Below are 26,004 nucleotides of genomic sequence, written 5' to 3'. Positions count from 1 at the left end.
TGTACGAATATTTCGTAGTATTACGATATACTCGTAGTTGATCTGCTTTCTGTATCCGCTCACTGAGTTACCTGCCTACTTTTTGGTAATACGCTCTACTTATAGGCGACCAGCGTCTATAGTTTTTGCAATAAGATAGTTCATCAAAACAAACTGGATCATGAAAATCAAACTTTTAATTGCGCTGCTCTTTATGATAGGTGGGGCGCAGGCACAAAATGTAGAAGGCATTAAATTTGAGCAGGGCCTTAGTTGGGAACAGGTTCAGAAGAAAGCGAAGAAGGAAAACAAGTACATTTTTGTAGATGTATTTACAACCTGGTGTGGGCCTTGCAAACAAATGGATAGGGATATTTTTCCTAAAAAAGAAGTCGGCGATTTTTTTAACACCTATTTTGTAAGTGTTAAAGTTCAGGCAGATACTACGAAGAAAGATAGTGAGGACGTAAAAAAGTGGTACAAAGATGCGCAGGCTATAGTTAGGACCTATAACGTCGACAGTTATCCTGTTTACCTGTTTTTCAATCCGCAGGGTGAGCTCGTACACAGGGTAAACGGAGCTTCTCCTACTGCGGCAGTATTTATCTCGAAGTCAGAACTGGCCCTTAGTGGATATCAGAAGCAGAAGTGGGATTTTATGAAAGGAGTGGAAGACCCGGCTTTTCTTTCAGAATTATTAAAGTCCGCACAACTGATGAATGACAGAGAACTCATTCCTATAGCTGCAAATGCCTACCTGAAAACGCAAAAGGATTTAACCAGTGCAGAGAATCTTAAACTTATTGCAGTCTCCACGCAAAAGATAACAGATCCTGGCTTCGCTGTCCTGAGAAGCCATTCAGCAAAAGCTAATGCAGTGCTTGGGGAAGGAGTGAGTGAGCAAATTACTACAACGGTAATTTTTGATGAACTTGTTCTCCCTAAACTCAGGGTAGATGGGAGAAAGAAGGACTATGGTGGTGGCATGGTAGCTTATACCGGTATAGTTAATGAGCAAGTTGACTGGAATGAAGTAGATGGAATGCTGACAAAGCAGTTTCCGGATCTGAAGGATAAAATTATAATGACTGCCAAGCCAATGTACTTCCAGTGGACCCAAAACTGGACCGAATACACCAACTATATTTTGTCTGTTAAAAACAAGATTGACAACCCACAACTCGATAGCCATGCTAACAAGCTATTCCTTTTTAGTGATGATAAGGAAAATCTGAAAACGGCATTGGAATGGGCGGCGGAGTTAGCTACACAAAAAGAAAAAGGCAACCCCAAATATTTGTATACTTATGCCAATTTATTGTACAAGATAGGCAAGACTGAAGAAGCAATAAAAGTAATGAGCCATACAATCGAGCTTGCAGGAGCTGAAGGCCAGTTTTTAGAAGAAATCATTGAGAAGATGAAAGCCGGGGAAAAGACATGGTAATTTTACTATTGGCACTACTATAGTTAGGCACTACCATTAGCAATACGGCCTCACTGTTGATCATCTTATATACAAAAGCTTCGCTGTTGCAATTAAGAAACAAAACAGGCGCTGAGATCATCAGCGCCTGTTTTATAGTTGTTATTGTTGTGGAGTAGCTTTCAGGTTATCATCCAGGTACTGCGTTACTTTTCGCATCAGGTGCACGCGGTCTTTCCCGATCACGTTGTGTGGATGGCCCGGATACACGAAGTAATCGAGTAACACGCCTTCGTCCACGGCCTTTTTCAGGAACGCTAAGCTGTGTTGCCACACTACTACATCATCCACCGTGCCGTGAATCATCAGCAGTTTGCCTTTCAGGTTCTTTACGTGGTTCAGCAGGTTGGCATTTTTGTAGCCTTCCGGGTTTTGCTCCGGAGAATCCATATAACGCTCAGTGTACATCACTTCGTAGTAGTTCCAGTCGATAACCGGACCGCCGGCCACGCCAACTTTGAAGGTCTCAGGCGACTTCAGCATCATGGTAGTGGTCATAAAACCACCGAAGCTCCAGCCATGGATACCCATGCGGCTGGCATCTACATAAGGCAACGATTTTAAATACTCTACGCCACGCAGCTGGTCGGCCATTTCTACGGTGCCTAACTGGCGGAAAGTAGCCTGTTCAAATTCCAGTCCGCGGGCTGATGTTCCACGTGGGTCTAAGGTGAAAACGATATAGCCTTTCTGGGCCATTAACTGCATCCAAAGGTTCGCGCCACCCATCCAGCTGTTGGTTACCAACTGCAAATGCGGACCACCATACACATACACCACCACCGGGTATTTCTTGTTCTTATCAAAATTCGGAGGCGTGATCATGCGGGTATACAGGTCGGTGCCATCGTCAGCCTTGATCGGGAAGATAGTTACTTCACCAAGTGCATAATCGGCCACAGGGTTTTTAGAAGTAAGCAGTGTTTGCGCTACTTTGCCATCTTTTGTATTCACTACCCAGATCTTACGTGGTGTTACCTGGCTGCTATAGGTATCGATGATGTAGTTGCCGTTCGGGCTAAGTTTGGCGCTGTGCGTACCGCTACCCTGAGACAGACGCGTGTTTTTACCATTGTTAAGGTCTACACTATAAAAATGGCGCTCCAGCGGGCTTTCGGCAGTAGAACTATAGTATAATTTTTTGCCATCCTTACTGAAACCAAGCACATCGGTGATCATCCAGTCGCCTTTGGTCAGGGTTCTGATCTCTTTGCCGTTGGTATCATACAGGTATAAATGATCATAGCCGGTGCGCTCGCTTACTCTTACAAACTGGTTTGGTTTGCCAGGCACAAAGTACAGGCCCTTTTCAGGCTCCACATACTTGGCATGTTTTTCTTCCAGCAGTGTCTTCACAAAATCACCGGTAGCAGCATCGTACTGGTTCAGTTTCATGTGGTTCTGGTCGCGGTTAACTACGGCAATGTAAATGTGCTTTTCGTCCGGGCTCCAGGTAATGTTGGTCAGGTATTGCTCAGCCGGTTCACCGGTTTTCAGGAAAGTAGTTTGCTTCGTAGCCGTGTTGTAAACACCCACTGTTACATGGTGGCTTTTGCCGCCTGCCATCGGGTATTTAATGTTATTTAATTTAGCTGGAAGTGGGGCCACATCAACCAGCGGGTAATCAGTAACCATGGTCTGGTCCATGCGGTAGAACGCCAGATGCTTACCAGTCGGCGACCAGAAAGTGCCTTTACTGATACCGAACTCAGAGCGGTGCGCCGCCTGTCCGTTAACTATCCCTTCATTCTTTTCATTCGTAACAGCCACATCAGCAGCGCCCGGGGCAGACACATACAGGTTGTTGCCTTTGGTGTAAGCGATGCGCTGTTTGGTTGGGTCCAGTTCTGCGTTCTCGGCATCGGCAGCATATGTAGTAACTATAGTTGCTTTCCCATCTTTCAGGTTATAGTTAAAGATCTTGCCCTGCAGGTTCAGAACAAGAGTATTGGCATCTTTCCACTGCACTGCCGGGAAGCTTTTTACTTCTTTACCGCCTGCCGCTTGTATGGCCGCACTCAGCTTATCAACGGTAAGTATGGTATTGTGCTTCGTGGATTTCGCGTTGCCACGAACCAAAGCGTTGTCTTTTACAAAAGTAAAGTCGTCGGAACCCGCTACCCAGTTCAGCTGGCGCAGGTTTTCGGGTTGAAGTGCCGGGTTAATAATGGCATCTTCCATGGTCAGCATTTTGTCCTGTGCCTGTGCCTGCAACGTTGCTACAGCCAAAAGCATAGTAAAAGCCAGCCCTTTTAATCGGTTAGAAAAGATCATCAGAGTTGATTGGTTGGTTGTTAAAAGAGTAATTAGCTGCAAGATTGCAGTAATCTGTTTAAAGAGCAAAAATAGCGCCTGATATGCGGTGCAAGGTACAAAAACTATAGTTCAGGTAATTGGTTTTACAGGAATTATAAGCCGCTCCGGATTGTTAAAAACTATACTTTATGCAGCAGCAAAAGAGCGATTTATAGTTGCCCGGCTGCTTTATAAAGTGCTGTTTAGTTCGTAATTTTGTGCTATGAATACGGAGAGAGAAATTTTACATCAGGAAGATGTTGCGGTGCTGGAAGAGAATACCGACCTGCGCCAGCTGATCGTTTTTAATGATGACGTTAATACCTTCGACCACGTGATCGAGACCCTGATTAAAGTATGCGGCCACACGGCGGAGCAGGCAGAACAATGTACGCTGCTGATCCACTACAAAGGCAAGTGTACGGTTAAAATGGGGTCTTACGAGGAGTTGGAAGGCATGTGCACCGCGCTGCACCAGAAATCACTTTCTGCGGATATTCAGTAAGGAGGTTAAATGGAGTTTCCGTCGAAGCTGATAGAAAATGCCGTGGAAGAGCTGGCCAAGCTGCCCGGTGTAGGAAAAAAAACGGCCCTTCGCTTAGCGTTACACCTGCTTAAGAATGAGTCAGAAGACACGTTCTCGCTGGCCGAAGCCCTGGTGAAAATGCGCACCGAAGTAAAACATTGCAAGCAGTGCCATAACATCTCCGATACTGAAGTGTGTGGCATTTGCAGCAACCCGCTTCGCGACCGCAGCTTGCTGTGTGTGGTAAGCGACATACGGGATGTGATTGCCATTGAAAATACGGCCCAGTACAAAGGCCTGTACCATGTGTTGGGTGGTGTTATTTCGCCGCTCGAAGGTGTAGGCCCATCGGATCTGCACATCGACAGTTTGCTGGAGCGCCTGCTGCCAAACACAGAGGTTAAAGAAGTGTTAATGGCGATCAGCCCGACCATGGAAGGCGATACCACTGCTTTTTACCTGACACGCAAGCTACGCGACCACCAGAACCTGAAGATCACATCTATTGCCCGCGGTATTCCGGTTGGAGGCGAGTTGGAGTATGCGGATGAGATTACCTTAGGCAGAAGTATTGTAGAGCGCACTGCTTACGGCAGGGCTTAAGAGTTAAATTACCTTTTGGAAAAGGGTCGCAGCTATAGTTGCGACCCTTTTTTTGTTTGTCTTCCAATTGTTGAAAGCAAAACTTTTAGCTTCTCTATTGTCATTTCGAGCGTAGTCGAGAAATCTTATATGTCCTATAGTTTGCTTTTCCTACTATCTGAACCAAGCCTTCTTTCTATAGTTGCTTCTAATCCTGGGAGCTCTAATCACCTACTGTTCTATAGTTTACTTGGCTCCCTCTGGGGCCGGGAGGCCCCGTCTTCGGGCATCGCGCTGCTGCCTTCTTGCTATCCTCGTACCTCGGATTGCCTGCGGCACTGCAACAAGTCAAAGGCGCTCAACCCAAAGACTGAAATCATATTCGATAGCTTCTACTTAAACTATAGTTACTTTCCTTGATCTTGGCTGTGGCAGATCGGTTTTCTCGTGGATGTAATTCTGTAGGGACAGGTCGCGACCTGTCCTGCTCGTGGTCTGAGCTATAAAACTATAGCTTAAACTATAGCAATGTCAGAGCTCCCCTCCTTGGATAAGGAGGGGCAGGGGTGGTTGGACCACACAAACTATAAAACTATAAACCAAACTATAGCAACAGTAGCAATTCCCCTCTTGAGAGGGGCAGGGGTCTATTGTCTCGTAAATGTAGAACTATAGCTAAAGACATCGAATTTCCTGTCTCTGCCGGGTCAGTTGAGTTACAAATTCAACCCTATAGGTAGGCACGGGTTGCAAACCCGCGCCAGCGAAAGAGTAAAAGTAACTATAGCTGTTCTAACTATAGACAAAGCCGGTAATCCAGAAAATCCTGATTCAGACAAGAGGGTTGGGATAGGATACATATATGCTAACTATAGTTCAAACTATAGCAACAGAACAATCTCCCTCTCCTGTTCTTAGGAGAGGGTTGGGGTGAGGTAACTACAGGACCATACCCATTAAACCAAAATCCAGTCATTCCACCTGCAACCAACCTATAAATCCGGATTTTATAACCGATCTCTTTCTTCGTTCAGAACAATTTGGCAATTTACCTGGCTAACCAGGAGGTACCCGCATATTACAGCCGTGCTTTCTGGAAAGTGTGTAACAGAATAAGTACCTTTGGCCTTTTAAACGACAAGTAGATGCAGCACATTGATAAAGTAAGCAACATTCTGTCCGATAGAATAACGGCTCTTGCCGAGCCCCAGACGATAGCGATGGCAAAAAAAGCCCGTGAGCTGGCTGCGCAGGGCCACGATGTAATAAGCCTGAGCTTTGGAGAACCTGATTTTCAGACGCCGCAATACATAAAGGATGCCGCCAAAAAGGCTATCGACGACGGATTTACTTTTTACACGCCTGTGCCCGGGTACCCGGAACTACGCCAGGCCATTGCCGATAAATTTAAGCGCGACAACAACCTGGACTATAAGCCGGAAAACATTGTGGTCTCGACCGGTGCCAAACAAAGCATTGCCAATGCGGTAATGTGCCTGGTTAACCCCGGCGATGAAGTGATCATTTTTTCACCTTACTGGGTGTCGTATGAAGAGATAGTGAAGCTGGCAGAGGGCACGCCGGTGCAGGTAATGGGCAAACTGGAAAACGATTTTAAAGTTACGCCAGCACAGCTCGAAGCAGCCATTACTTCCAATACTAAACTGATCATGTATTCTTCGCCATGCAACCCGACGGGTTCCGTGTTTACCGAAGAAGAGTTGCTTGCACTGGCAAAAGTGCTGGAGAAATATCCGCAGATTCATGTCATTGCCGACGAGATTTACGAGTACATCAACTTTGAAGGACAGCACGCCAGCATGGCCGGCTTCGACTTTATAAAGGACCGTGTTGTGACGGTAAACGGCTTCTCGAAAGGCTACGCCATGACGGGCTGGCGTGTAGGCTATATTGCAGCCCACAAGACCATTGCCGCCGCCTGCGAAAAAATGCAGAGCCAGATCACGTCCGGTACCTGCTCCATTGCCCAGAAAGCAGCTTACGCGGCCCTGCAAGGTGGCAAGGAAGCAGCCCTGGAGATGCGGGAAGCTTACCTGCGTCGCCGTAACCTGGTGCTGGAACTGATGAACGACATCCCGGGCTTTAAAACCAATGTGCCGGAAGGAGCATTTTATATTTTCCCGGATGTAAGCCATTATTTTGGCATGAGCTACGAGGGCAACACCATACAGAACGCGCTGGACCTGTGCATGTTTTTACTGACCGATGCGTTGGTAGCTGTGGTAAGTGGCGAAGCGTTCGGGGCACCGAACTGCGTTCGTTTCTCGTATGCCACCTCCGACGAAAAACTGACCGAGGCCCTGCGCCGCATCAAACTTAGCCTGGCTAAACTTCAGTAATGAACCACATCCATAGTTTAGAAGATATTTTTACAGCCTTTAATGGGCTGACCGTACTTATAGTTGGCGACGTGATGATAGACTCCTACTTGTGGGGAAAATCGACGCGCATCTCGCCGGAAGCACCTGTGCCTATAGTTAACGTTGTAAAACGCGAGAAACGCCTGGGCGGTGCTGCCAACGTGGCCCTAAATGTGCAGGCCCTTGGCGCTACGCCACTGCTCTGCTCTGTAATAGGAGACGACAAGGATGGCGGCGATTTTCTGCGCCTGCTTGAAGAAAAAGGACTGTCGACGGAAGGGATTGTGCAGAGCCCTGAGCGGGTTACAACTATAAAACACCGCATTATTGCCAGTGCCCAGCAGTTGCTGCGCATTGATGCAGAGATAGAGACCGAACTGACCGCTTATGATAACCAGCACCTGGAAGAGCGTTACATAAAATTGCTGGATGCGGCGGATGTTGTGGTGCTGGAAGATTACGACAAAGGCGTGTTCTCTGAGGCCAACATCAGGCGGTTTATCCAACTGGCCAATGAGCACAATATTCCTACCGTTGTCGATCCTAAAAAGAAGAACTTCCTTAGCTTTGTGGGGTGCACCCTGTTCAAGCCAAACCTGAAAGAGCTGAAAGAAGGCCTGAAGGTTGACTTTGCCGACGAGAACCTGCACGCGTTTGAAGAAGCAGTAAAGGAACTACAGAAACGCCTGCAGACAGAACAGGTATTGGTGACGCTTTCGGAGCGCGGCATATTTATTGCAAACGGCAGCCATAAAACTTACATGGAAGCCCACCGCCGTTCTATTTCCGATGTTTCTGGTGCCGGCGATACGGTCATAAGTATAGCGGCTTTGTGTATGGCGCTGCGCACATCGGTACAGTTTCTGGCCGGGCTGAGCAACCTGGGCGGCGGGCTGGTTTGCGAACAGGTAGGGGTGGTTCCCGTAGATAAGCAACGCCTGTTGCAGGAGGCTACCCAGATCAGGTTATTTGAAGCGCATGAACAGCGAACAGCTTAACAGATTTTTATATGACAGTAAACTAAGGGCCTATGCCCTGATGCGGCGCACCACGTATGTGCTCACCATCCTGTCGGTGGGTTTGCTGGTGTATGCGCATGGTGTCGTAAAAGATCCTGTTACGCTAAGCTATCTGTATTATACTATAGATGGTATCCTGGCCATTTTTGTGCTCATTTACCTGCTGCGCATCCTGTATACCTTTGAGCGGGTAAAGTTTCTGCGGCGCACCTGGTTCGAGGGCACCCTGATGGCCATTATCTTTGTAAACCAGGTCTGTACCTACCTGCTCGACTTTCCTATCGTTTACAACATCTTCGGCAGCATTGGTATACCTCTTTCGGTAGAGATTTACCGGGCGCTGGTGTCGTTGTACATGCTCATGCTGCTTGTAATTGAGCTGCTCGAAACCAAGGTACACCTCAAAGCGCTGCAGATAAAGCCTGCTGTTACGTTCCTGCTTAGCTTTATTGCCCTCATAGCTATTGGCACAGCGCTGTTTATGCTGCCCAAAATGTCGGTGGTGCCGGGCGGCATGCGGTTTATTGATGCCCTTTTCATGGCAACGAGTGCCTCCTGCATTACAGGCCTGGCCGTGATAGATCCCGGAACTTACCTTTCGTTTTCGGGGCAGGTGGTGTTGCTGGTACTGGTGCAGCTGGGCGGGTTGGGAGTTATGACCTTTGCCACCTTCTTTGCTATGCTGATGCGTGCCGGTATTGGTATCCGCCACCACGTGGCCATGTACGAGATCATGGAAAGCGAGTCCTTGTCGTTTACGCGCGGCCTGCTCAGGAAGCTCATCATCATGACCCTTTTTATTGAAGCGGTCGGTACAGTAATCATATTCATGACCTGGAGCCGGGATGCGGTTTTTACGGATTTAGGGACAAAGATCTTTTATTCGATCTTTCATGCCGTGTCGGGGTTCTGTAATGCCGGTTTCTCGCTTTACCCGGAAGGGCTTTATACCGATGTGCTGCGCGATGCCTATATTCTGCATTTAACTATAGCAGTGCTGGTTATTTTTGGAGGCATCGGTTTCCCGGTCATGATCGACCTGTTTTCGCCATCGGCCCTGCGAGCCCGGCTGCATGCCCCGTGGCGCAACTGGAAAATGCTTACCCGGGTAACAGTGTATACGTCGGCGGCTTTGCTGGCTTTTGGCACTGTTACGTTCTTTGCGCTGGAGTTTTTTAATACCCTTACCGGCCTCAACTTCACCGAAACCCTGGTCACTTCCTTTTTTCAGTCGGTAACTACGCGTTCTGCGGGCTTCCATACCGTCGATATGTCGGCTGTATCTGTCCCGGCCTTACTGATCATGATGATCCTGATGTTTATCGGTGCTTCGCCGGGGTCGATGGGTGGCGGTATCAAAACCACTACCTTTACAGTGATCATTCTTACAGTGTGGGCAACTATACGTGGACAAAAGAACATCGAAATAAGCCGGCGTACTATACCGCCTGCGGTTTCGTATAAAGCGTTTGCCGTTTTTACCTTTGCCGTTGTGTTCAATGTCTTTTTCCTGATCATTCTTTCTATTTCAGACCCACAGTTTGATATTTTAAGGCTGGCTTTTGAGCAGGTATCGGCATTTGCTACGGTAGGTTTAAGTACAGGCATAACCGCCGGTATGTCTGATGTAGGGAAAGGTGTTCTGATCCTGTCGATGTACATAGGCAGGGTAGGGACCTTAACGCTGGCACTTGCCATCAGTACAAGAGCTTACACAACAGCTTATAAATACCCAAGTACTCACCTGGCCATTGGCTAAAACCAAACTATACGGTAGCGAGCATAGCACTACATGAATACAGAAAAACTAAACAGAGCGCTTTACGATACCAAACGCGGGGCTTACACCCTGATGCGACGCACAACGTACCTGCTCTCCATCCTTTCGGTAGGTCTGCTGATCTATGCCCACGGTATTGCGGAAAAGCCGGAAACTATAAAATTTCTGTTCATAGCGATAGATGCTATTTTAGCTGTTTTTGTTTTCATCTACCTGCTCCGCATTCTGTATACCTTCGAGCGGAAAAAGTTTCTGAAGCGCACCTGGTTCGAAGGGCTGCTTATGCTCATCATACTGGTTAACCAGGTAGGTACCTATATCTTTAACACGCCTGTTGTTTACAATTTCTTCGAGAGCATCGACATTCCGTTGTCGGTGGAGCTTTACAGGGTGGTAGTGTCGTTGTATATGCTGGTGCTGCTTACCGTCGAGCTCCTGGAAACGCGCATTCACATCCGGGCGATGCAGATAAAGCCCTCCGTGGCGTTCATACTCAGCTTTGTGGTCCTGATCTTTGTGGGTGCCGGGTTGTTTATGATGCCGAAGATGATAAATGTGCCGGGCAACATGCCTTTTCTGGATGCCTTGTTTATGGCTACCAGTGCTGCCTGTGTAACCGGTCTGGCCGTGGTAGATCCGGGCACGTACTTCACGTTTTCGGGGCAGGTGGTGCTGTTGTTACTGGTGCAGATGGGAGGGCTTGGCATCCTTACTTTTGCTACTTTTTTTGCTTCGATGATGCGCCGGGGCATTGGTATAAGACAACACGTAGCCATACACGAGCTGCTGGACGGCGAATCCCTCTTCTCATCCAAAGGCCTTCTGCGCAAACTGGTTTACCTGACCTTCCTGATAGAAGGCATCGGGGCAGTGATCGTTTTTATGACCTGGGGCACCGACGTGAAATTTACCAGCCTGGGCAGCAAAATATTCTACTCTATCTTCCACTCGGTTTCGGCGTTCTGTAATGCAGGCTTTTCGTTGTACCCGGCCAGTTTGTATACCGAACCGGTGCGCTTTTCCTATATCCTGCATCTGGTCATTGCGTTCCTCATCATATTTGGCGGTATCGGCTTCCCCACTATCCTGGATGTGCTTTCTCCGAAGGCGATGCGCACACGTATGGCAACACCCTGGCGCAACTGGAAGCTCCTGTCACGGATCACCATCTATACTTCGGCTGCGCTGATCCTGCTGGGTATGGTGGGTTTCTTTTTCCTGGAATATAATGGTACCCTGGCAGGTTTAAGTTTTGCCGAGGCGCTGATAACATCTTTTTTCCAGTCGGTAACTACCCGTACGGCAGGGTATAACAGTGTGGACATTTCGCAGCTTGCTACGCCCACACTTTTTATGTTCATTTTCCTGATGTTTATCGGGGCGTCGCCGGGTTCAACGGGGGGCGGTATCAAGACCACTACATTTGTTGTGATCCTGCTGGCGATGTCGGCTACTATCCGGAACAAGAAGGATATCGAGATAGGGCGGCGCACAGTACCCTATTCAGTTGCATATAAAGCATTTACCGTGTTTGCCTTTGCAGCGCTGCTGAATATGGCCTTTCTGTTTATACTTACCATTTCCGATCCGCAATACGATATTATCCGGCTGGCTATAGAACAGGTTTCGGCTTTTGCCACGGTGGGTTTAAGTACGGGTATAACTGCCGGCCTGTCGGATGTAGGTAAAATTGTGCTGATCCTATCAATGTACATAGGCAGGGTAGGAACCCTGACACTGGCACTCGCCCTGAGCACACGCGCCACCACAACCGCCTACAAGTACCCGGCAACCCAACTGCCGATAGGATAGAAGAAGTTAGAAAGTTAAAAAGTTGGGAAGTTAAAAAGTTGGAGAGCAAAAACTATAAAGGCCTGCAAAATTTGCAGGCCTTTATAGTTTTATCCGTGAAAGAATTTCATGTCAGGTTTAATTTCTAAACTCTTAAACTCCCAAACTCTCTAACTTCTAAACTGTCCGTATTCTTTTACGGTCTGTACGAAGCATTTTACTTTCTCAGGGTCAGTATCCGGGTACACGCCGTGGCCTAAGTTGGCAATGTGGCGCTGCGGTCCGAACTCCTTCAGCATTTTGATAGTTTCTGACTGGATCGTTTCGAACGGGCTGTACAGCAGGCATGGGTCCATGTTGCCCTGCAGGGTCTTGTTCGGGCCGATCTGCGCTCTGGATTTAGCGATCTCCATGTTCCAGTCCAGACCGATTGTTTCGCAGTTTAGTTTAGCGAAATCTTCTAAGGCAAAGAAAGCGCCTTTGGCAAACACCGTTACCGGCACATTGCGGATAGCATTACAGATCTCGCTGATATATGGCAATGAGAATTCGCGGTAATGCGCCGGTGTAAGGATACCAGCCCACGAATCGAAGATTTGGATCAGGTTTGCGCCTGCCTCTACCTGTGCTTTAAGGTAAGCTATAGTTGTGTCCGTGATCATGCGGAGCAGCTGGTGCGCCAACTGTGGGTTGGTATACAACATGCCACGCGCATGCGAGAACGTTTTAGAGCCACTGCCTTCTACCATGTAAGCCAGAATGGTCCAGGGAGCTCCGGCAAAACCGATCAGCGGCACACGGCCGTTCAATGCTTTTTTGGTAACCTTAATGGCATCCAGTACATAATGCAGGTGCTCGTGCGGGTCGGCTACACGAAGCTTTTTAAGGTCTGCTTCAGTTCTTATGGTGTTCGGGAACCACGGTCCGCGCTTTTCTACCATTTCGTAGGTGCAGCCCATTGCTTCCGGCACTACCAATATATCAGAGAAGATGATGGCCGCGTCCACATCCAGTATATCAACCGGTTGTATCGTTACTTCGGCAGCAAACTCAGGAGTTTCTACAAGTTCTTTAAAACCGCTCAGGCTTTCGCGTACGGCTCTGTATTCAGGTAAAATTCTGCCGGCCTGGCGCATCAGCCATACCGGTGTGCGCTCAACAGGTTCTCCTTTGGCAGCTCTAATAAGCAGGTCGTTCTTCAATTGCATGGCGCAAAGATAAGCTAATTTGCCGACTATGTGAAGGTGATCGATATCACCAAACTATAGGAGTGTTTACTTGGTTTTATAAAGTGTGGTTTAGTATGGGAGAACTATAGTTAACTATAGCCTTTGCTGTTATTCTTCGCAGTTCGATTCTGCTACACGATCAAACAACTTTTCAAACTCTCTGGTCATTCGCCCTTCCTGGTTAAAACCCTTAACATACTTTCTTTGTCGGTTTGCACAATTCCACCAGCCATAAGTCATCAAATCAATGCGGGCAAGAAGTAACTTGTCGGCAGACTTTAACTGTTCCTGATATTTGCGTTCAACCATTTCCGGGTAGCCGTTTTTAGATTTGTTATAGTCAGTTAGTTTTCTCCAGGTGGCAAGAAGTACTGTTGTGTCTTCGGAGGTTAACGCATTAACATAATCTTTACAATTCTCTGAGTAAGTTGTGCCTGCAAGCAATTTTGGGTTTAAATGTGCTTCTAACGTAAGCTTTTCTAACTGGCATAGTTCTCTGAGTTGCAGGACAGTTAATTCTTTATGTTCCTGCCAGAATGGAGTTGGAACAACCTCTAAGCTTTGTATCTTTTTGATTGCTTCACTATAGTTGCTCTCAAGTTTCTTCAATGAGCTATCAATGTAAGCAACAGTATAGTTAGCAGGGCTATCTAATGTGGCGTCAACATCAGAAGAAGTAACACTATTGTATCCAAATACCAAGAAGTAAGTATCATCAATCTGCTTTTCAGAGTATTTATCAGATTGGTAATACCCTGTATAATCACATAGCCCTTCCTGCCATGAAAATTCTTTTACAGAAGATTTTTCAAATCTTTGACTATCCTCTGCGGTAACTCCCTCCAAAACTATATCTGATTTAGTAGCATCTCCATTTTTACATGAAGCTAACCAGAAAACAAGGAGCAGCATGCCAAGCCTGAAAATCCTGTTTTTATGCATACGTATGGAGGTCATCAATATCACTTACCGCCCCGTAAAGAACAGCGCATAGATTGCCGAAACTATAAAGTTTACCCCGATGGAAAGTACTATAAAGCCCATGATGCGGGAAAGTGCCGACAAACCGGATTTGCCCATGTAGCGCGTAAGCTGGTGCGAGAAGCGCAGGATGATGTAAGAAACTGCTGCGAGTAACACAATAGCGATCAGGATCAGGCCCATATCCAGGTAAGAAAGCGAAGTGGTATACATGGCAATACTTACCGCAATGGCACCGGGGCCCGAAAGCATGGGCATGGCCAGTGGCGTGAACGAAATGTCTTCTTTATGCTGCCCTTCTTCAACTACTTCCGGAGATATTTTCTTTTTGCTGGCGCCCGGGCTAAGTAACTCAAAGCCTGCACGCATAATCATTAATCCACCGGCAATGCGCAGGTCGTGGATGCGGATACCGAAAAAGTTAAGCACGTACTGCCCCGCCAGAAAGAAAACTGCCAGAATACCGACCATGTATAAACAGGCTTTCAGGGCCTGCTGGTTACGTTGTGCCGGGGTGTCGTCCTGGGTCAGGGTCAGGAACACGGGCATGGCGCCAAAGGGGTTAACGACAGAAAATAAGGCAGAAAAAGTGGCAAGGATGATTTCCATTGAAGGTATAGTTCAGAAAAAGTAAGCTAACAATATAAAGGATTACGTATATAAATCAAAGTATATGTAACAACAGGGGCATAATACTATAGTTAGGGCAGGTAGGTTTAACTATAATCCTTAATTTTGAGAAACGATCACCCAAAACACCCATCTATGAAAGGAGAAGTAAAGCTTGGTATACTTGGCGGCGGACAATTAGGCCGCATGCTGATGCAGGCCGGGCTCGATTTTAACATCTATACCCTCGTGCTGGACCCCGACGAGAACGCCCCCTGCAAAGACATCTGCAACGAGTTTTTTGTAGGTAGCTTCCGCGATTTTGATACGGTATATGAGTTTGGCAGGCAGTGCGATATTGTAACGATCGAAATTGAGCACGTAAACGCAGATGCCCTGGAAAGACTGGAGCAGGAAGGCGTGAAAGTTTATCCGGATGCCAAAACGATAAGAACCATACAGGATAAAGGCCTGCAGAAAGAGTTCTATCGCCAGCACAACATCCCGACTTCCGACTTTATAGTGTTGAAAGATAAAACGGAGCTGGAGCAGAACACTAACTTTTTGCCTGCCTTCCAGAAGTTGCGTCGCGAGGGCTACGATGGGAGAGGAGTGAGCCGTTTAACTTCAGAAGCAGATTTCGGGAAAGCGTTCGAGGAGCCAAGCGTGCTGGAAAAACTGGTAGATTTTGAGAAGGAGATATCGGTTATAGTTGCCCGCAATGCCAACGGCGAAGTAACTGCTTTTCCGGTGGTGGAGTTGAGCTTCCACCCGGAGCATAACCTGGTAGATTCGCTTTTCGCACCGGCAAATGTAGCGTACAAGCTACAACGCCACGCCATCGAAATTGCCACACGCGTAATCGAAGCATTTGACATGGTAGGTATACTGGCTGTGGAATTGTTCCTGACAAAAGACGGTTTGATCCTTGTAAACGAAGTGGCGCCTCGTCCGCACAACAGCGGCCACCATACTATAAAAGCTAACTATACCTCGCAATACGAGCAACACCTACGTGCTATCCTGAACCTACCACTGGGCTCAACGGAAATACAAAGCGCAGCTGTTATGCTGAACCTGCTGGGCGAACCGGGCTTTGATGGCGAAGCTAAATACGAAGGTTTACAAGAGGCTCTGGCCGTGCCAGGAGTTTACATTCACCTGTATGGAAAGAAGTTTACCCGACCAGCCCGCAAAATGGGACACATTACCGTACTGGGACAAACTATAGAAGAAGCGCAGCAGCGTGCCGAGCAAATCAGAAACGTAATTAAAGTAAAAGCATAAACTATGGCCGAAGCAACAACACATACACAACCCTTAGTGGGCATCATCATGGGCAGCCAGTCTGACCTTAGAGTAATGGATGCCGCCGCAGAAATTCTGGAAACGCTGGGCGTGCCTTACGAACTAACTATAGTTTCGGCGCACCGCACACCGCATCGTATGTTCGAGTATGCCGAGCAGGCCCGCAAGAAAGGCTTGAAAGTGATTATTGCCGGAGCTGGTGGCGCTGCACACTTACCAGGCATGGTGGCATCGCTAACGACACTGCCGGTAATTGGCGTGCCGGTAAAGTCAAGCAACTCTATTGATGGCTGGGATTCTGTACTATCAATTCTTCAGATGCCGGGTGGCGTACCTGTTGCTACTGTTGCTTTGGATGGTGCCTTGAACGCAGGTATATTGGCCGCACAGATTATCGGCACAACCAACGCCGCCGTAGCGGACAAACTGGAGAAGTATAAGTCTGGTCTGAAAGATAAAGTAATGCGCTCGGTAGAAGAACTGAAGCGCGGCGACAGAGACCTGGATTAAACTATAGTTTGTCAGACTATGGCGCGAGCGTCCACGCTCGTGATGAACTATAGTTGGGCGTCCCGCCCAGTGGATCGCAGATCCACTATTATAGTAAGTCACGGATCGCAGATCCACGCCAGCAGGAATATATATGTGCTGCTCCGGACTTCTTTGTCCGCGTTACGCGCAACACGGGGACAAGGATGTCCCTGACAGAGTGCTTTCGGACAAGGATGTCCGAAAGAGCGGTAGTGTTGCCGCTCTCGCTCGTGTCTCGCGAGTGTGAGCTATCATATGGCGCCCCGCCACGCTGATGCATAACTATAGTTTAGCAGGTTTCAACTATAGCAATCTATAGACGCGGCCAGAGTCCGCTTGTACCTCACACACGCGGGACGCGAGCGAGGGCACAGGGCACCAAGTTATAGTTAGAAACTATAGTTATAAAACAAAACAAAAATCCCCGGCAGGTTAACTACCGGGGATTTTTTTGATACTATAGGTAAGTAGAATTTACGCCACTTTCAATTGCTTTAAGCTTGATTTCTCGAACTTCTCACGGGCATAATCACCGGTAATTACCAGTTCTTTGGTTCCTTCTTCCGATGGCAGATCAAACATGGCGTCTGTCATAATACCTTCGCAGATAGAACGCAGACCACGGGCACCCAACTTGTATTCCGAAGCTTTCTCAACGATGTAATCCAATGCACTTTCATCAAACGTCAGGTTGATGTTCTCCATCTCGAACAGGCGCTTGTATTGTTTTACAATAGAGTTCTTAGGCTCCAGCAGAATCAGTCTCAGCGTTTCCTTATCCAGCGGGTTCAGGTGCGTCAGTACTGGTAAACGACCGATCAGTTCTGGTATCAGACCAAAGTTCTTCAGGTCCTGGGCAGATAAATAACGCAGGAAGTTTTCACCTTCTTCGTTATCGTCCTGCTTCGATTTAGAGAAACCAATTGGGCGGGTATTCAAACGGTTCTTGATCAGTCTGTCGATACCTACAAAGGCACCTCCGCAAATGAACAGGATGTTCTCTGTATTTACCGTGATCATTTTCTGTTCCGGGTGCTTGCGTCCGCCTTGTGGTGGCACGTTTACTACAGTACCTTCCAGTAACTTAAGTAAGGCCTGCTGTACACCTTCGCCGCTCACATCGCGGGTAATAGATGGGTTATCGCTCTTACGGGCAATCTTATCGATCTCATCAATATAAACGATGCCGCGTTCGGCTGCTTCTACATTATAGTCGGCGGCCTGCAACAAACGGGTAAGTATGCTTTCTACGTCTTCACCTACATAACCGGCTTCGGTCAGTACCGTAGCATCGGCAATACAGAACGGCACCTGCAGAATACCAGCCATCATGCGGGCCAGGTACGTTTTACCTGTACCGGTTTCGCCAACCATGATAATGTTCGATTTCTCGATCACCACATCCTCGTTGTCGCTGTGCTGCATCAGGCGTTTGTAGTGGTTATACACCGCCACCGACATTACCTTCTTTGCTTCATCCTGGCCAACCACAAACTGATCAAGGTACTCCTTCATCTCGCGTGGCTTCATCAGGTTAAACTTAGGGCTGCGGCTGCTGGCTCTGATCTTGTTCTCTTCGTTCAGGATCTGTTGGGCCTGCCCAATGCATCGGTCGCAGATATGCGCGTTTATACCGGAGATCATCACCGATACATCTTTCTTGTTTTTGCCGCAAAATGAGCACGTAATCTCAGCCATAAGTATTGTTTGGTACAGGGAATAAGGAGCGTTTTATACCACGCTCAAAACAAAGGTACAAAATTGGAAGTTTATTAAAACATAAAATATTTGAGGCTCTCTGAAAAAAACACTCAAAAATGCCCTTAGAATTAAATTATTTATATTCCGCTATTTTTAATTAAGTGCCTGATAATTAGGTGAATACATTCAACAGGTATCCACAACCACCTGTTGATAAATATTTGCGTATTCTTTCACTATTTAGCTATAGCCCGGCCGCTAAGTAAGCAAACCCCTTGCAAACCGGTGTAAAAAGACAAACCCACCCCGAAGCCGGAGTGGGTTTATATCTATAGTTACCTGAAAAAGGTTACTGTTTCTTGCGTGTCAGTACTTCGTCGATCAGGCCAAACTCTTTTGCTTCTTCGGCACGCATCCAGTAGTCACGCTCCGAGTTGTCGTAAATGTCCTGGTACGATTTGCCTGAGTGCTGCGCCAGGATCTCGTATAGTTCCTTCTTCAGTTTCAGGATTTCGCGGGCTGTGATCTCGATATCGGTTGCCTGGCCTTGTGCGCCACCCATTGGCTGGTGAATCATGATGCGGGAGTGAGGCAGGGCAGAGCGCTTGTCTTTAGCACCACCAGCCAGCAACACAGCGCCCATACTTGCCGCCAGACCTGTACAGATCGTAGCTACATCAGGGTTTACATACTGCATGGTATCGTAAATACCAAGGCCGGCATACACCGAGCCACCCGGTGAGTTAATGTACAGCAGGATATCCTTCTTCGCATCCGCCGACTCCAGGAACAGTAACTGTGCAGTGATGATATTGGCGATAAAATCATCTACCTGCGTGCCTAAGAAAATAATGCGGTCCATGATCAGGCGTGAGAATACGTCGATCTCACGGAAGTTGGTAGGGCGTTCTTCGATTACAGAGCGGGTCATGCTTTCAATGTTGTGCATGGCTCTGCCCTCTATGTGGTGAATATATTGGTCTACGCCCAGGCCGCTCAGGCCCTGGCCTTTTACAGCGAATTTGCGGAACTCGTCTTTGTTAAACATCATAGTTGTTTAGGTTACGGTTTTGTCAAAAATAAAAAAGTCCTTTAAAAACTAAAGGACTTTTTTGATAATATACTTATTTATATCGCGCTATAGTTAGAACGATAAGTTTCTGAAGTCCTCTGCAGAGATTGTTTTCTCTACAACAGTCATCTTTTCTTTTAGTTTAGCGAGCACCTTCTCGGCCAGCAGTTGCTCGTACTCGTTAATGTAGTTACGGCCGTTGTCCTGCTGCAGATACTGCTGTGCATAGTTGTTCATGCTTTCAGCCAGTTCTTCAGGAATTTCCGGCATGTTGAACTGGGCCATCATCTTCTCCTTCGTGCTGCTTACAACTTCATCGTTCGTTACTTTCAGCTCGTTCTCCTCTACAACCTTGTTCTTGATCATAGACCACTTCAGCTCTTTGGTATACTTGTCAAAGTTCTCCTCGATCTGCTCTGTAGTTAAGCGGCCTTCGTTTGTTACCTGTAACCAACGCTTAAAGAAATCAGCCGGGATGTCAACAGCTACATTATCAACCAGTGTGTCGATGATGTTGCGGTTCAGCAGGTTATCAGCTTCACGGTCATAGTTCTCCTTGATCGTCTCACGGATCTTGGCATCAAACTCTTCTTCTGTCTTAACTTCGTCTTTACCAAACAGTTTGTCGAACAGTTCCTGGTTTAGCTCAGCTTCTTCTGTGCGGTTGATCTTCTCTACTGTAAACTCAAACTCACCGTTCAGGTCAGCAGTTACTTCTTTGCTCAGGCCGGTTACGTGGGCAAGGGCAGCATTGTCATCTCCGAACGCCTTACGGATATCGAATTTGATAACATCACCAGCTTTAACACCTACAAACTGCTCTTTACCAGCTACTACACGGTTGGTCGGGATCAGGGTCTTCGACTCAAATTCGCCGTCTACCTGCTTCAGGTCGCCATAAATAAAGTCGCCTTCTTCCGATGTTTCCGGGTTAGTGGTTTTACCGAACTGGCGCTTGATGTTCTCGTACGCTTCGTCAACCGTTTTCTGATCCAGTTCAACAGCGTACCCGTCTACGCTCTTATCCAGCGGAAGGTTGAAATCCGGCAGTAAACCTACAGCGTAGGTAAATTCAAACTCTTTCTGGTTATCCCAGTCAATGTCAGCCTGGCTTGGCTCCGGAAGTGGTTCGCCCAGCAGTTTTACATCATTTTCTTTAATGTATTTAGAGATCTCTTCCTGCAGCAGTTTGTTGATCTGCTCTACCAGAATGCTCTTGCCGTACATTTTTTTAACAAGTCCGGCAGGCACCTTACCCGGTCTGAAACCTTTGATCTGGGCTTTCTTGCTGAATTCTTTTACCTGCTGGTCAACTTTAGAAGCGTAATCTGCTTCTTCCAGTACCACCTTCAGTTGCGCGTTCGTGCTGTCGGTTTGGTTTAATGTAATATTCAAGGCTATAAAATTTTTTAGTTTTGATACATCCAGTAATAACAAACCCCCAACATCGCTGTTGAGGGTTCATTGTTTTGTTGTGCGGATGGAGGGACTCGAACCCCCATGCCTCGCAGCGCTAGATCCTAAGTCTAGTGCGTCTACCAATTTCGCCACATCCGCATAATGTGTGCTTGTTTGTAATAGTGATGCAAAATTACGACTCAGATTTTTAATTGCAATAGCTGCATCAAAAAAAACTTAATATTTTTTCGGGCCAATGCCGCAGGTGCTTTTAACACAGGCTATTGAATGCAGTTATTTATCCTGTATATTTGAAACTTAGTATGGCTACCATAGTTTTATAACTATAGCTAATCCTTTGGCAGCCAGTATAATGCGGTTATCCGCTTTTTTTGAGACCCTACAAGTGATATGATCGATCCGGAAGCAGAACGCAAAGAGATCTTACGACTTTACAGAAGATTACTTCGGCACGCCAAGCCTTTTTTAAGGGATAACGATGCCAAGATCATAAAGAAAGCCTTTTATACATCGGTGGAGGCGCATAAGGACATGCGTCGTAAATCCGGCGAGCCTTATATCTATCACCCGATAGCGGTGGCCCAGATTGCAGTGGAGGAAATTGGCCTGGGCACTACATCTATAATTGCCGCCCTGCTGCACGATGTGGTGGAAGACACCGAAATGGAGATCGAAGATGTGGAGCGCGACTTCGGGCCAAGTGTGGCGCGTATTATAGAAGGACTGACCAAGATCTCCGGTGTGTTTGATTACGGTACTTCGCAGCAGGCCGAGAACTTCCGTAAAATGCTGCTGACCCTGAGCGACGACGTAAGGGTGATCCTGATAAAGCTGGCCGACCGCCTGCACAACATGCGTACCCTGGACAGCATGCCGCGCCACAAGCAGCTCAAGATCGCTTCCGAAACCATGTACCTGTATGCGCCGCTGGCTCACCGCCTGGGTTTGTATGCTATCAAATCGGAGCTGGAAGACTTATACTTAAAGTACACTGACACGGCTACCTATAAGGATATCTCGAATAAGATACGCCAGACGCGTAGTGCGCGCAGTAAGTTTATAAAGGATTTTATAGCCCCGATTGAAGAGGAGCTGCGCAAGCATGGCTTTAAGTTTACCATTAAGGGCCGCCCGAAATCGATCTACTCTATCCTTAAAAAGATAAAGAAGCAGAACATCACGTTCGAAGAAGTATACGACCTGTTTGCCATCCGCATTATCCTGGACGTTCCTTTGGAGAGTGAGAAAGCCGCCTGCTGGCAGGTATACTCTATTATAACAGACTTTTACCAGCCCAATCCTGACCGCCTGCGCGACTGGGTAAATACGCCTAAAGCCAACGGCTACGAATCGTTACATACAACTGTAATGAGTAAATCGGGGCAGTGGGTAGAGGTGCAGATACGTACCCAGCGCATGGATGATATTGCCGAGCGCGGATACGCGGCCCACTGGAAGTATAAGGACGGTGCTGGCAACGAATCGGGTCTGGAGCAGTGGATAAACAAAGTGCGCGATATGCTGGAAAACAACACCGGCAATGCCCTCGAGTTTATGGACGAGTTCCGCAAAAACCTTTTTGTGGAGGAAGTGTTTGTATTTACGCCGAAGGGCGAACTGATCATACTGCCGGACAAAGCCACTGCCCTGGATTTTGCCTTTGAGATACACAGCCAGATCGGGTTGCATTGCCTGGGCGCCAAGGTAAACCAGAAGCTGGTTCCGCTCAGCTATAGGTTATACAACGGCGACCAGGTAGAGATCCTGACCTCGCAGAAGCAGAAGCCTAATGAGGAATGGCTGAACTATGCTGTTACCTCCAAGGCAAGGGCCCGCATAAAAGAAGCCCTGCGCGAAGAACGCAAACATAAAACCGAGCAAGGCAAGGTACTGCTGGATAAAAGACTTTCGCAGCTGAAGATATCCGATAATCAGACAAACCTAAACAAACTGATGGCCTTCTTTAATGTGCCGTCGGTGCAGGACCTGCACTATAGGATTGCGATGGGGCACATCGACCCGAAGAATATAAAAGAGGTGATCTTTACAGCCGCCGCCGAGAAAGGCAGCTCTACCTTAGATCCGAAAAGCTTTGACAGGGAGGTGCAGAAGATACGTGGCGTGAACTCGGATATGCTGGTGATAGGAGAGAAAACCTCCAACATGAACTATAGGCTGGCCTCATGCTGTAACCCTATCCCCGGCGATGATGTGTTCGGCTTTGAGACCGGCGACGAAGATATTGAGATACACCGCACCAACTGCCTGCGCGCCATCGAACTGATGTCGAACTATGGCAACCGTATCGTTCGCGCCAAATGGACAGAGCAGAAAGAGCTGGCGTTTCTGGCAGGTATCCGCATAAAAGGTACCGACAGAGTTGGTTTGGTAAACGACCTTACCCGCATTATCTCTAACAGCTTACGCGTAAATATGCGCTCTATAACTATAGACTCGCACGATGGTATATTTGAAGGGAACATTATGGTGTTCGTGAACGACACCGGCCACCTGGATAAACTGATACAGCGGATGGGCAAAGTGAACGGTATACTAACCGTTGAGCGTTTTGATTAAGGCACAGGCCAAACTATAAAACAGACGACATGGCATTAGATCCTGTAAAATTTGAAGAAGTAAAAAAGATATTTACCGCTTACCTCGAAAGCAAAGGGCTGCGCAAAACGCCGGAGCGCTATGCTATCCTGGAAGAGATATATTCCCGCGATGGCCATTTTGATGTGGAGTCGCTCTATATAAGTATGAAAAACAAGAACTACCAGGTAAGCCGGGCTACTGTTTACAATACCCTGGACCTGCTGGTAGAGAACGACCTGGTAAGCAAGCACCAGTTTGGCCGTAACCTGGCGCAGTACGAAAAATCGTATGGCTACCGCCAGCACGACCACGTGATCTGTACCGAATGCCATAAAGTGGTTGAGTTTTGCGACCCAAGAGTGCATCAGATCCAAACTATGGTGGGCGAACTGTTAAATTTTCATATCTTGCATCATTCTCTGAACCTATATGGTGTTTGTGGCGATTGCCGCACTAAAAAACTGACACAGGAGCAAGCACATGAAGTACAGGACCGAACTTAAAGATGATCTGCTGTTTGTAAGGCTTCAGGGCGACCTGGTAGCCGGCACCGACACGCTGCAGATGATTGAAGAGGTAGATGGCCTGCAGGATGGCAAGGTGCTGCTTTGCGCTGTAGATCTCTCTAATGTCAGATTTATGGATAGCAGTGGTATGGGCGTGCTGGTGTCGTTGCTTACCAAGTTCAGGAACCGGGGTGGCGAGCTCGTGCTCATCAAACCATCCGATCACATCCGCAAGCTGCTCATCGTTACCAAGCTCAACGCTATTTTTACTATAGCCGAGAACGATGACTACGCAGCCCAATTCTTAAAGGAATCAATTTACTAACACTTAAATGGCAGTTGATATTTTATTAGGTCTGCAGTGGGGCGACGAAGGCAAAGGCAAAATCGTTGACGTACTAGCACCGACCTATGACATGGTAGCCCGTTTCCAGGGTGGTCCGAATGCAGGACATACATTAGAGTTTGAAGGTACAAAGCATGTACTGCACCAGATCCCGTCTGGTATCTTTCATCCGCATATCCAGAATGTTATTGGCAACGGCGTAGTGCTCGACCCGATCGTGTTCCAGATTGAGATGCAGAAACTGCAGGACCGTGGCGTAGACGCTGCTAAAAACCTATTCATCTCCAAAAAGGCGGCGCTTATACTGCCATCGCATAAGGTATTAGACAGAGTTTCGGAAGAAGCGCTGGGGAGCGGCAAGATCGGATCAACCCTTAAAGGAATAGGCCCTACATACCAGGATAAAATTGGCCGTGTTGGTTTGCGCGTGGGCGATATACTGGCTCCTGATTTTAAGGACCGTTATAATAAACTGGTAGACCGCCACCGCAAAATGGTGGAATTCTATGGTCAGACGCTTGAGATTGCAGAACAGGAACAACAATTCTTTGCTGCCCTTGAATACCTGCGTACCCTGAAGTTGGCCGATACAGAATATCTGATAAACGAAGCACTGCAAAGTGGCAAGCGCATACTGGCCGAAGGCGCACAAGGCTCTTTGCTGGATATTGATTTCGGAACATATCCGTTCGTAACCTCTTCCACAACTATGGTAGCTGGTGCATGTACAGGTTTAGGTGTTGCTCCGAAATACATCGGTGAAGTATACGGTATCTTTAAAGCATACTGCACACGCGTAGGCAGTGGCCCATTTCCGACAGAATTATTAAATGAAGAAGGGGAAGCCATTCGTCAGGCGGGTCGCGAGTTTGGCTCAACAACAGGTCGTCCGCGCCGTTGCGGCTGGGTAGACTTGCCAACTCTTAAATACAGCATTATGCTGAACGGGGTAACACAGCTGAATATGATGAAGGCCGATGTACTGACAGATTTTGACACTATAAAAGTCTGCACACACTATAGATTGCCTAATGGTGACATTACCGACCAGTTGCCGCATTCGTTGGAAGCAGGAGAACTGGAACCGGTTTATGAAGAATTGCCAGGCTGGAGAGTGGACCTGAACAAAATTGATTTGGTAGATGAGCTGCCGGAAGCCTTTAAAAATTACCTTTCCTTTATAGAGTCTCATCTGCATGCGCCAATAACTATAGTTTCAGTTGGCCCGGATAGAAAGAGCACATTAAAGAGAGAAGCAGAGAAAGTATAAGTTACGATCAACTATAGATAATGGCCCCAGGCATCATAAAGCCTGGGGCCTTTATGGTTTTAAAGAAAGTTCATCTCATATGGAACTATAGCCTAATGTTGAACTGTTACCACTCTGCGCCAAGCCAACCGAGCAGGCGCGAAGGTTCGGAAACGGCTGTATCCTGTTGAATTATGCCGGTTTAAAAGTAAAGGTAACGCAGGCTGTAAAATTTTGCCACAGGTTTTCAGTCATTTAGCTTCTGTCAGGTGAAAACTTTGGGCCGGGAGCTTGCGGGAAGGGAAAAACTTCCTACTTTTGCCTCCCCGTTCAGCAGGAAGGGCAAGGAAAGTGAGAGAGGAGAAGAGTCGAGCCGAATGGGTGTAAACCCCTCAGGCGCAAGCGTAGCTACACTTTAGCAACCGAATCTTCCCCAAAAAAAAACTTTCTGATTTCTTTTTTGCAAATGCTTGCAAACATCCCTTGAAGGGTGTTACCTTTGCAACCCGGTTCAAGCAGTGAGCCGGAAGCAGTTCAGGGCTTTGTGGAAGGTGGAAACACGCCGACAGTGGCCTTGAAAAAAGAAAAAAAAGATTTTTGAAAAGGTATTGCAAGT

The 26,004-nt window shown here is 47.4% G+C and carries 21 protein-coding genes and 1 tRNA gene; 14 read left to right on the top strand and 8 right to left on the bottom strand.

The genetic code is table 11. The features are described 5' to 3' along the window. Positions 1–160 precede the first annotated feature (160 nt). The gene (locus tag H7F15_RS13950) at positions 161–1,426 is read left to right on the top strand and encodes a thioredoxin fold domain-containing protein (RefSeq protein ID WP_185197609.1); all 1,266 of its coding nucleotides are present in this window, start codon (positions 161–163) and stop codon (positions 1,424–1,426) included. A 141-nt stretch (positions 1,427–1,567) separates the two neighbouring features. On the opposite strand, the gene H7F15_RS13945 is transcribed toward H7F15_RS13950, so the two are convergent. Then, on the bottom strand, positions 1,568–3,700 hold the full coding sequence (locus H7F15_RS13945; protein WP_255481254.1) for a S9 family peptidase: 2,133 nt from the start codon (positions 3,698–3,700) through the stop codon (positions 1,568–1,570). Between the two features lie 127 nt (positions 3,701–3,827). On the opposite strand from H7F15_RS13945, the gene H7F15_RS13940 reads away from it, so the two are divergent. The 7 genes from H7F15_RS13940 (at position 3,828) to H7F15_RS13910 (ending at position 11,860) form a co-directional block, all read left to right on the top strand. Continuing rightward, positions 3,828–3,974, top strand: a complete 147-nt coding sequence (locus H7F15_RS13940; RefSeq protein WP_185197607.1) for a hypothetical protein — start codon at positions 3,828–3,830, stop codon at positions 3,972–3,974. A 9-nt stretch (positions 3,975–3,983) separates the two neighbouring features. Next, positions 3,984–4,265, top strand: coding sequence for an ATP-dependent Clp protease adaptor ClpS (locus tag H7F15_RS13935; protein ID WP_185197606.1), 282 nt, complete (start codon positions 3,984–3,986; stop codon positions 4,263–4,265). Positions 4,266–4,274: 9 nt separating this feature from the next. Continuing rightward, positions 4,275–4,889, top strand: a complete 615-nt coding sequence (recR, locus tag H7F15_RS13930; RefSeq protein ID WP_185197605.1) for a recombination mediator RecR — start codon at positions 4,275–4,277, stop codon at positions 4,887–4,889. Positions 4,890–6,013: 1,124 nt separating this feature from the next. Next, positions 6,014–7,228 (top strand): pyridoxal phosphate-dependent aminotransferase, encoded by a 1,215-nt coding sequence (locus tag H7F15_RS13925; protein WP_185197604.1) that lies wholly within the window; start codon positions 6,014–6,016, stop codon positions 7,226–7,228. Beyond that, positions 7,228–8,247, top strand: a complete 1,020-nt coding sequence (locus H7F15_RS13920) for a bifunctional heptose 7-phosphate kinase/heptose 1-phosphate adenyltransferase (protein ID WP_185197603.1) — start codon at positions 7,228–7,230, stop codon at positions 8,245–8,247. The genes H7F15_RS13925 and H7F15_RS13920 overlap by 1 nt, the downstream gene beginning before the upstream one ends. Further along, a complete protein-coding gene (locus H7F15_RS13915; RefSeq protein ID WP_185197602.1) occupies positions 8,228–10,027 on the top strand; it encodes a TrkH family potassium uptake protein in 1,800 nt (599 codons plus the stop codon). The genes H7F15_RS13920 and H7F15_RS13915 overlap by 20 nt, the downstream gene beginning before the upstream one ends. Before the next feature lie 33 nt (positions 10,028–10,060). Then, complete coding sequence (locus H7F15_RS13910; RefSeq protein ID WP_185197601.1) at positions 10,061–11,860, top strand: TrkH family potassium uptake protein; 1,800 nt, start codon at positions 10,061–10,063, stop codon at positions 11,858–11,860. 149 nt (positions 11,861–12,009) lie between these two features. Here H7F15_RS13910 and hemE read toward each other — a convergent pair whose 3' ends face one another. From hemE to H7F15_RS13895, 3 genes are all read right to left on the bottom strand, one after another. Further along, on the bottom strand, positions 12,010–13,047 hold the full coding sequence (gene hemE / locus H7F15_RS13905) for a uroporphyrinogen decarboxylase (protein ID WP_185197600.1): 1,038 nt from the start codon (positions 13,045–13,047) through the stop codon (positions 12,010–12,012). A 129-nt stretch (positions 13,048–13,176) separates the two neighbouring features. After that, positions 13,177–14,010, bottom strand: coding sequence for a hypothetical protein (locus H7F15_RS13900; RefSeq protein WP_185197599.1), 834 nt, complete (start codon positions 14,008–14,010; stop codon positions 13,177–13,179). 24 nt (positions 14,011–14,034) lie between these two features. Beyond that, on the bottom strand, positions 14,035–14,658 hold the full coding sequence (locus H7F15_RS13895) for a MarC family NAAT transporter (protein WP_185197598.1): 624 nt from the start codon (positions 14,656–14,658) through the stop codon (positions 14,035–14,037). Positions 14,659–14,814: 156 nt separating this feature from the next. Here H7F15_RS13895 and H7F15_RS13890 point away from each other — a divergent pair, with 156 nt between their 5' ends. Both H7F15_RS13890 and purE read left to right on the top strand, forming a co-directional pair. After that, positions 14,815–15,945, top strand: coding sequence for a 5-(carboxyamino)imidazole ribonucleotide synthase (locus H7F15_RS13890; protein WP_185197597.1), 1,131 nt, complete (start codon positions 14,815–14,817; stop codon positions 15,943–15,945). 3 nt (positions 15,946–15,948) lie between these two features. Further along, a complete protein-coding gene (purE, locus tag H7F15_RS13885) occupies positions 15,949–16,476 on the top strand; it encodes a 5-(carboxyamino)imidazole ribonucleotide mutase (protein WP_185197596.1) in 528 nt (175 codons plus the stop codon). Positions 16,477–16,971: 495 nt separating this feature from the next. Here purE and clpX read toward each other — a convergent pair whose 3' ends face one another. The 4 genes from clpX to H7F15_RS13865 all read right to left on the bottom strand — a co-directional run bounded on the left by clpX (position 16,972) and on the right by H7F15_RS13865 (position 20,827). Beyond that, entirely contained in the window at positions 16,972–18,195 is a 1,224-nt protein-coding gene (clpX, locus tag H7F15_RS13880) for an ATP-dependent Clp protease ATP-binding subunit ClpX (RefSeq protein WP_185197595.1), read from the bottom strand. Between the two features lie 352 nt (positions 18,196–18,547). After that, a complete protein-coding gene (locus tag H7F15_RS13875; RefSeq protein WP_255481263.1) occupies positions 18,548–19,246 on the bottom strand; it encodes a ClpP family protease in 699 nt (232 codons plus the stop codon). A gap of 96 nt (positions 19,247–19,342) precedes the next feature. Then, positions 19,343–20,665, bottom strand: coding sequence for a trigger factor (gene tig, locus H7F15_RS13870; protein WP_185197594.1), 1,323 nt, complete (start codon positions 20,663–20,665; stop codon positions 19,343–19,345). A gap of 80 nt (positions 20,666–20,745) precedes the next feature. Further along, positions 20,746–20,827, bottom strand: a tRNA-Leu gene (locus H7F15_RS13865). A 252-nt stretch (positions 20,828–21,079) separates the two neighbouring features. Here H7F15_RS13865 and H7F15_RS13860 point away from each other — a divergent pair. The 4 genes from H7F15_RS13860 to H7F15_RS13845 are packed head-to-tail and all read left to right on the top strand — an operon-like array spanning position 21,080 to position 25,409. Beyond that, a complete protein-coding gene (locus H7F15_RS13860; RefSeq protein ID WP_185197593.1) occupies positions 21,080–23,266 on the top strand; it encodes a bifunctional (p)ppGpp synthetase/guanosine-3',5'-bis(diphosphate) 3'-pyrophosphohydrolase in 2,187 nt (728 codons plus the stop codon). 29 nt (positions 23,267–23,295) lie between these two features. After that, entirely contained in the window at positions 23,296–23,790 is a 495-nt protein-coding gene (locus H7F15_RS13855) for a Fur family transcriptional regulator (RefSeq protein WP_185197592.1), read from the top strand. Next, complete coding sequence (locus H7F15_RS13850; RefSeq protein WP_185197591.1) at positions 23,768–24,118, top strand: STAS domain-containing protein; 351 nt, start codon at positions 23,768–23,770, stop codon at positions 24,116–24,118. The genes H7F15_RS13855 and H7F15_RS13850 overlap by 23 nt, the downstream gene beginning before the upstream one ends. 7 nt (positions 24,119–24,125) lie before the next feature. After that, positions 24,126–25,409 carry an adenylosuccinate synthase gene (locus H7F15_RS13845; RefSeq protein ID WP_185197590.1) on the top strand — a complete coding sequence of 428 codons (1,284 nt, stop codon included), beginning with the start codon at positions 24,126–24,128 and terminating at the stop codon, positions 25,407–25,409. Positions 25,410–26,004: the final 595 nt, after the last annotated feature.

Source organism: Pontibacter sp. Tf4 (genome assembly GCF_014212495.1).
Lineage (GTDB): Bacteria > Bacteroidota > Bacteroidia > Cytophagales > Hymenobacteraceae > Pontibacter.
This window is presented reverse-complemented; position numbering and strand designations above follow the sequence as displayed.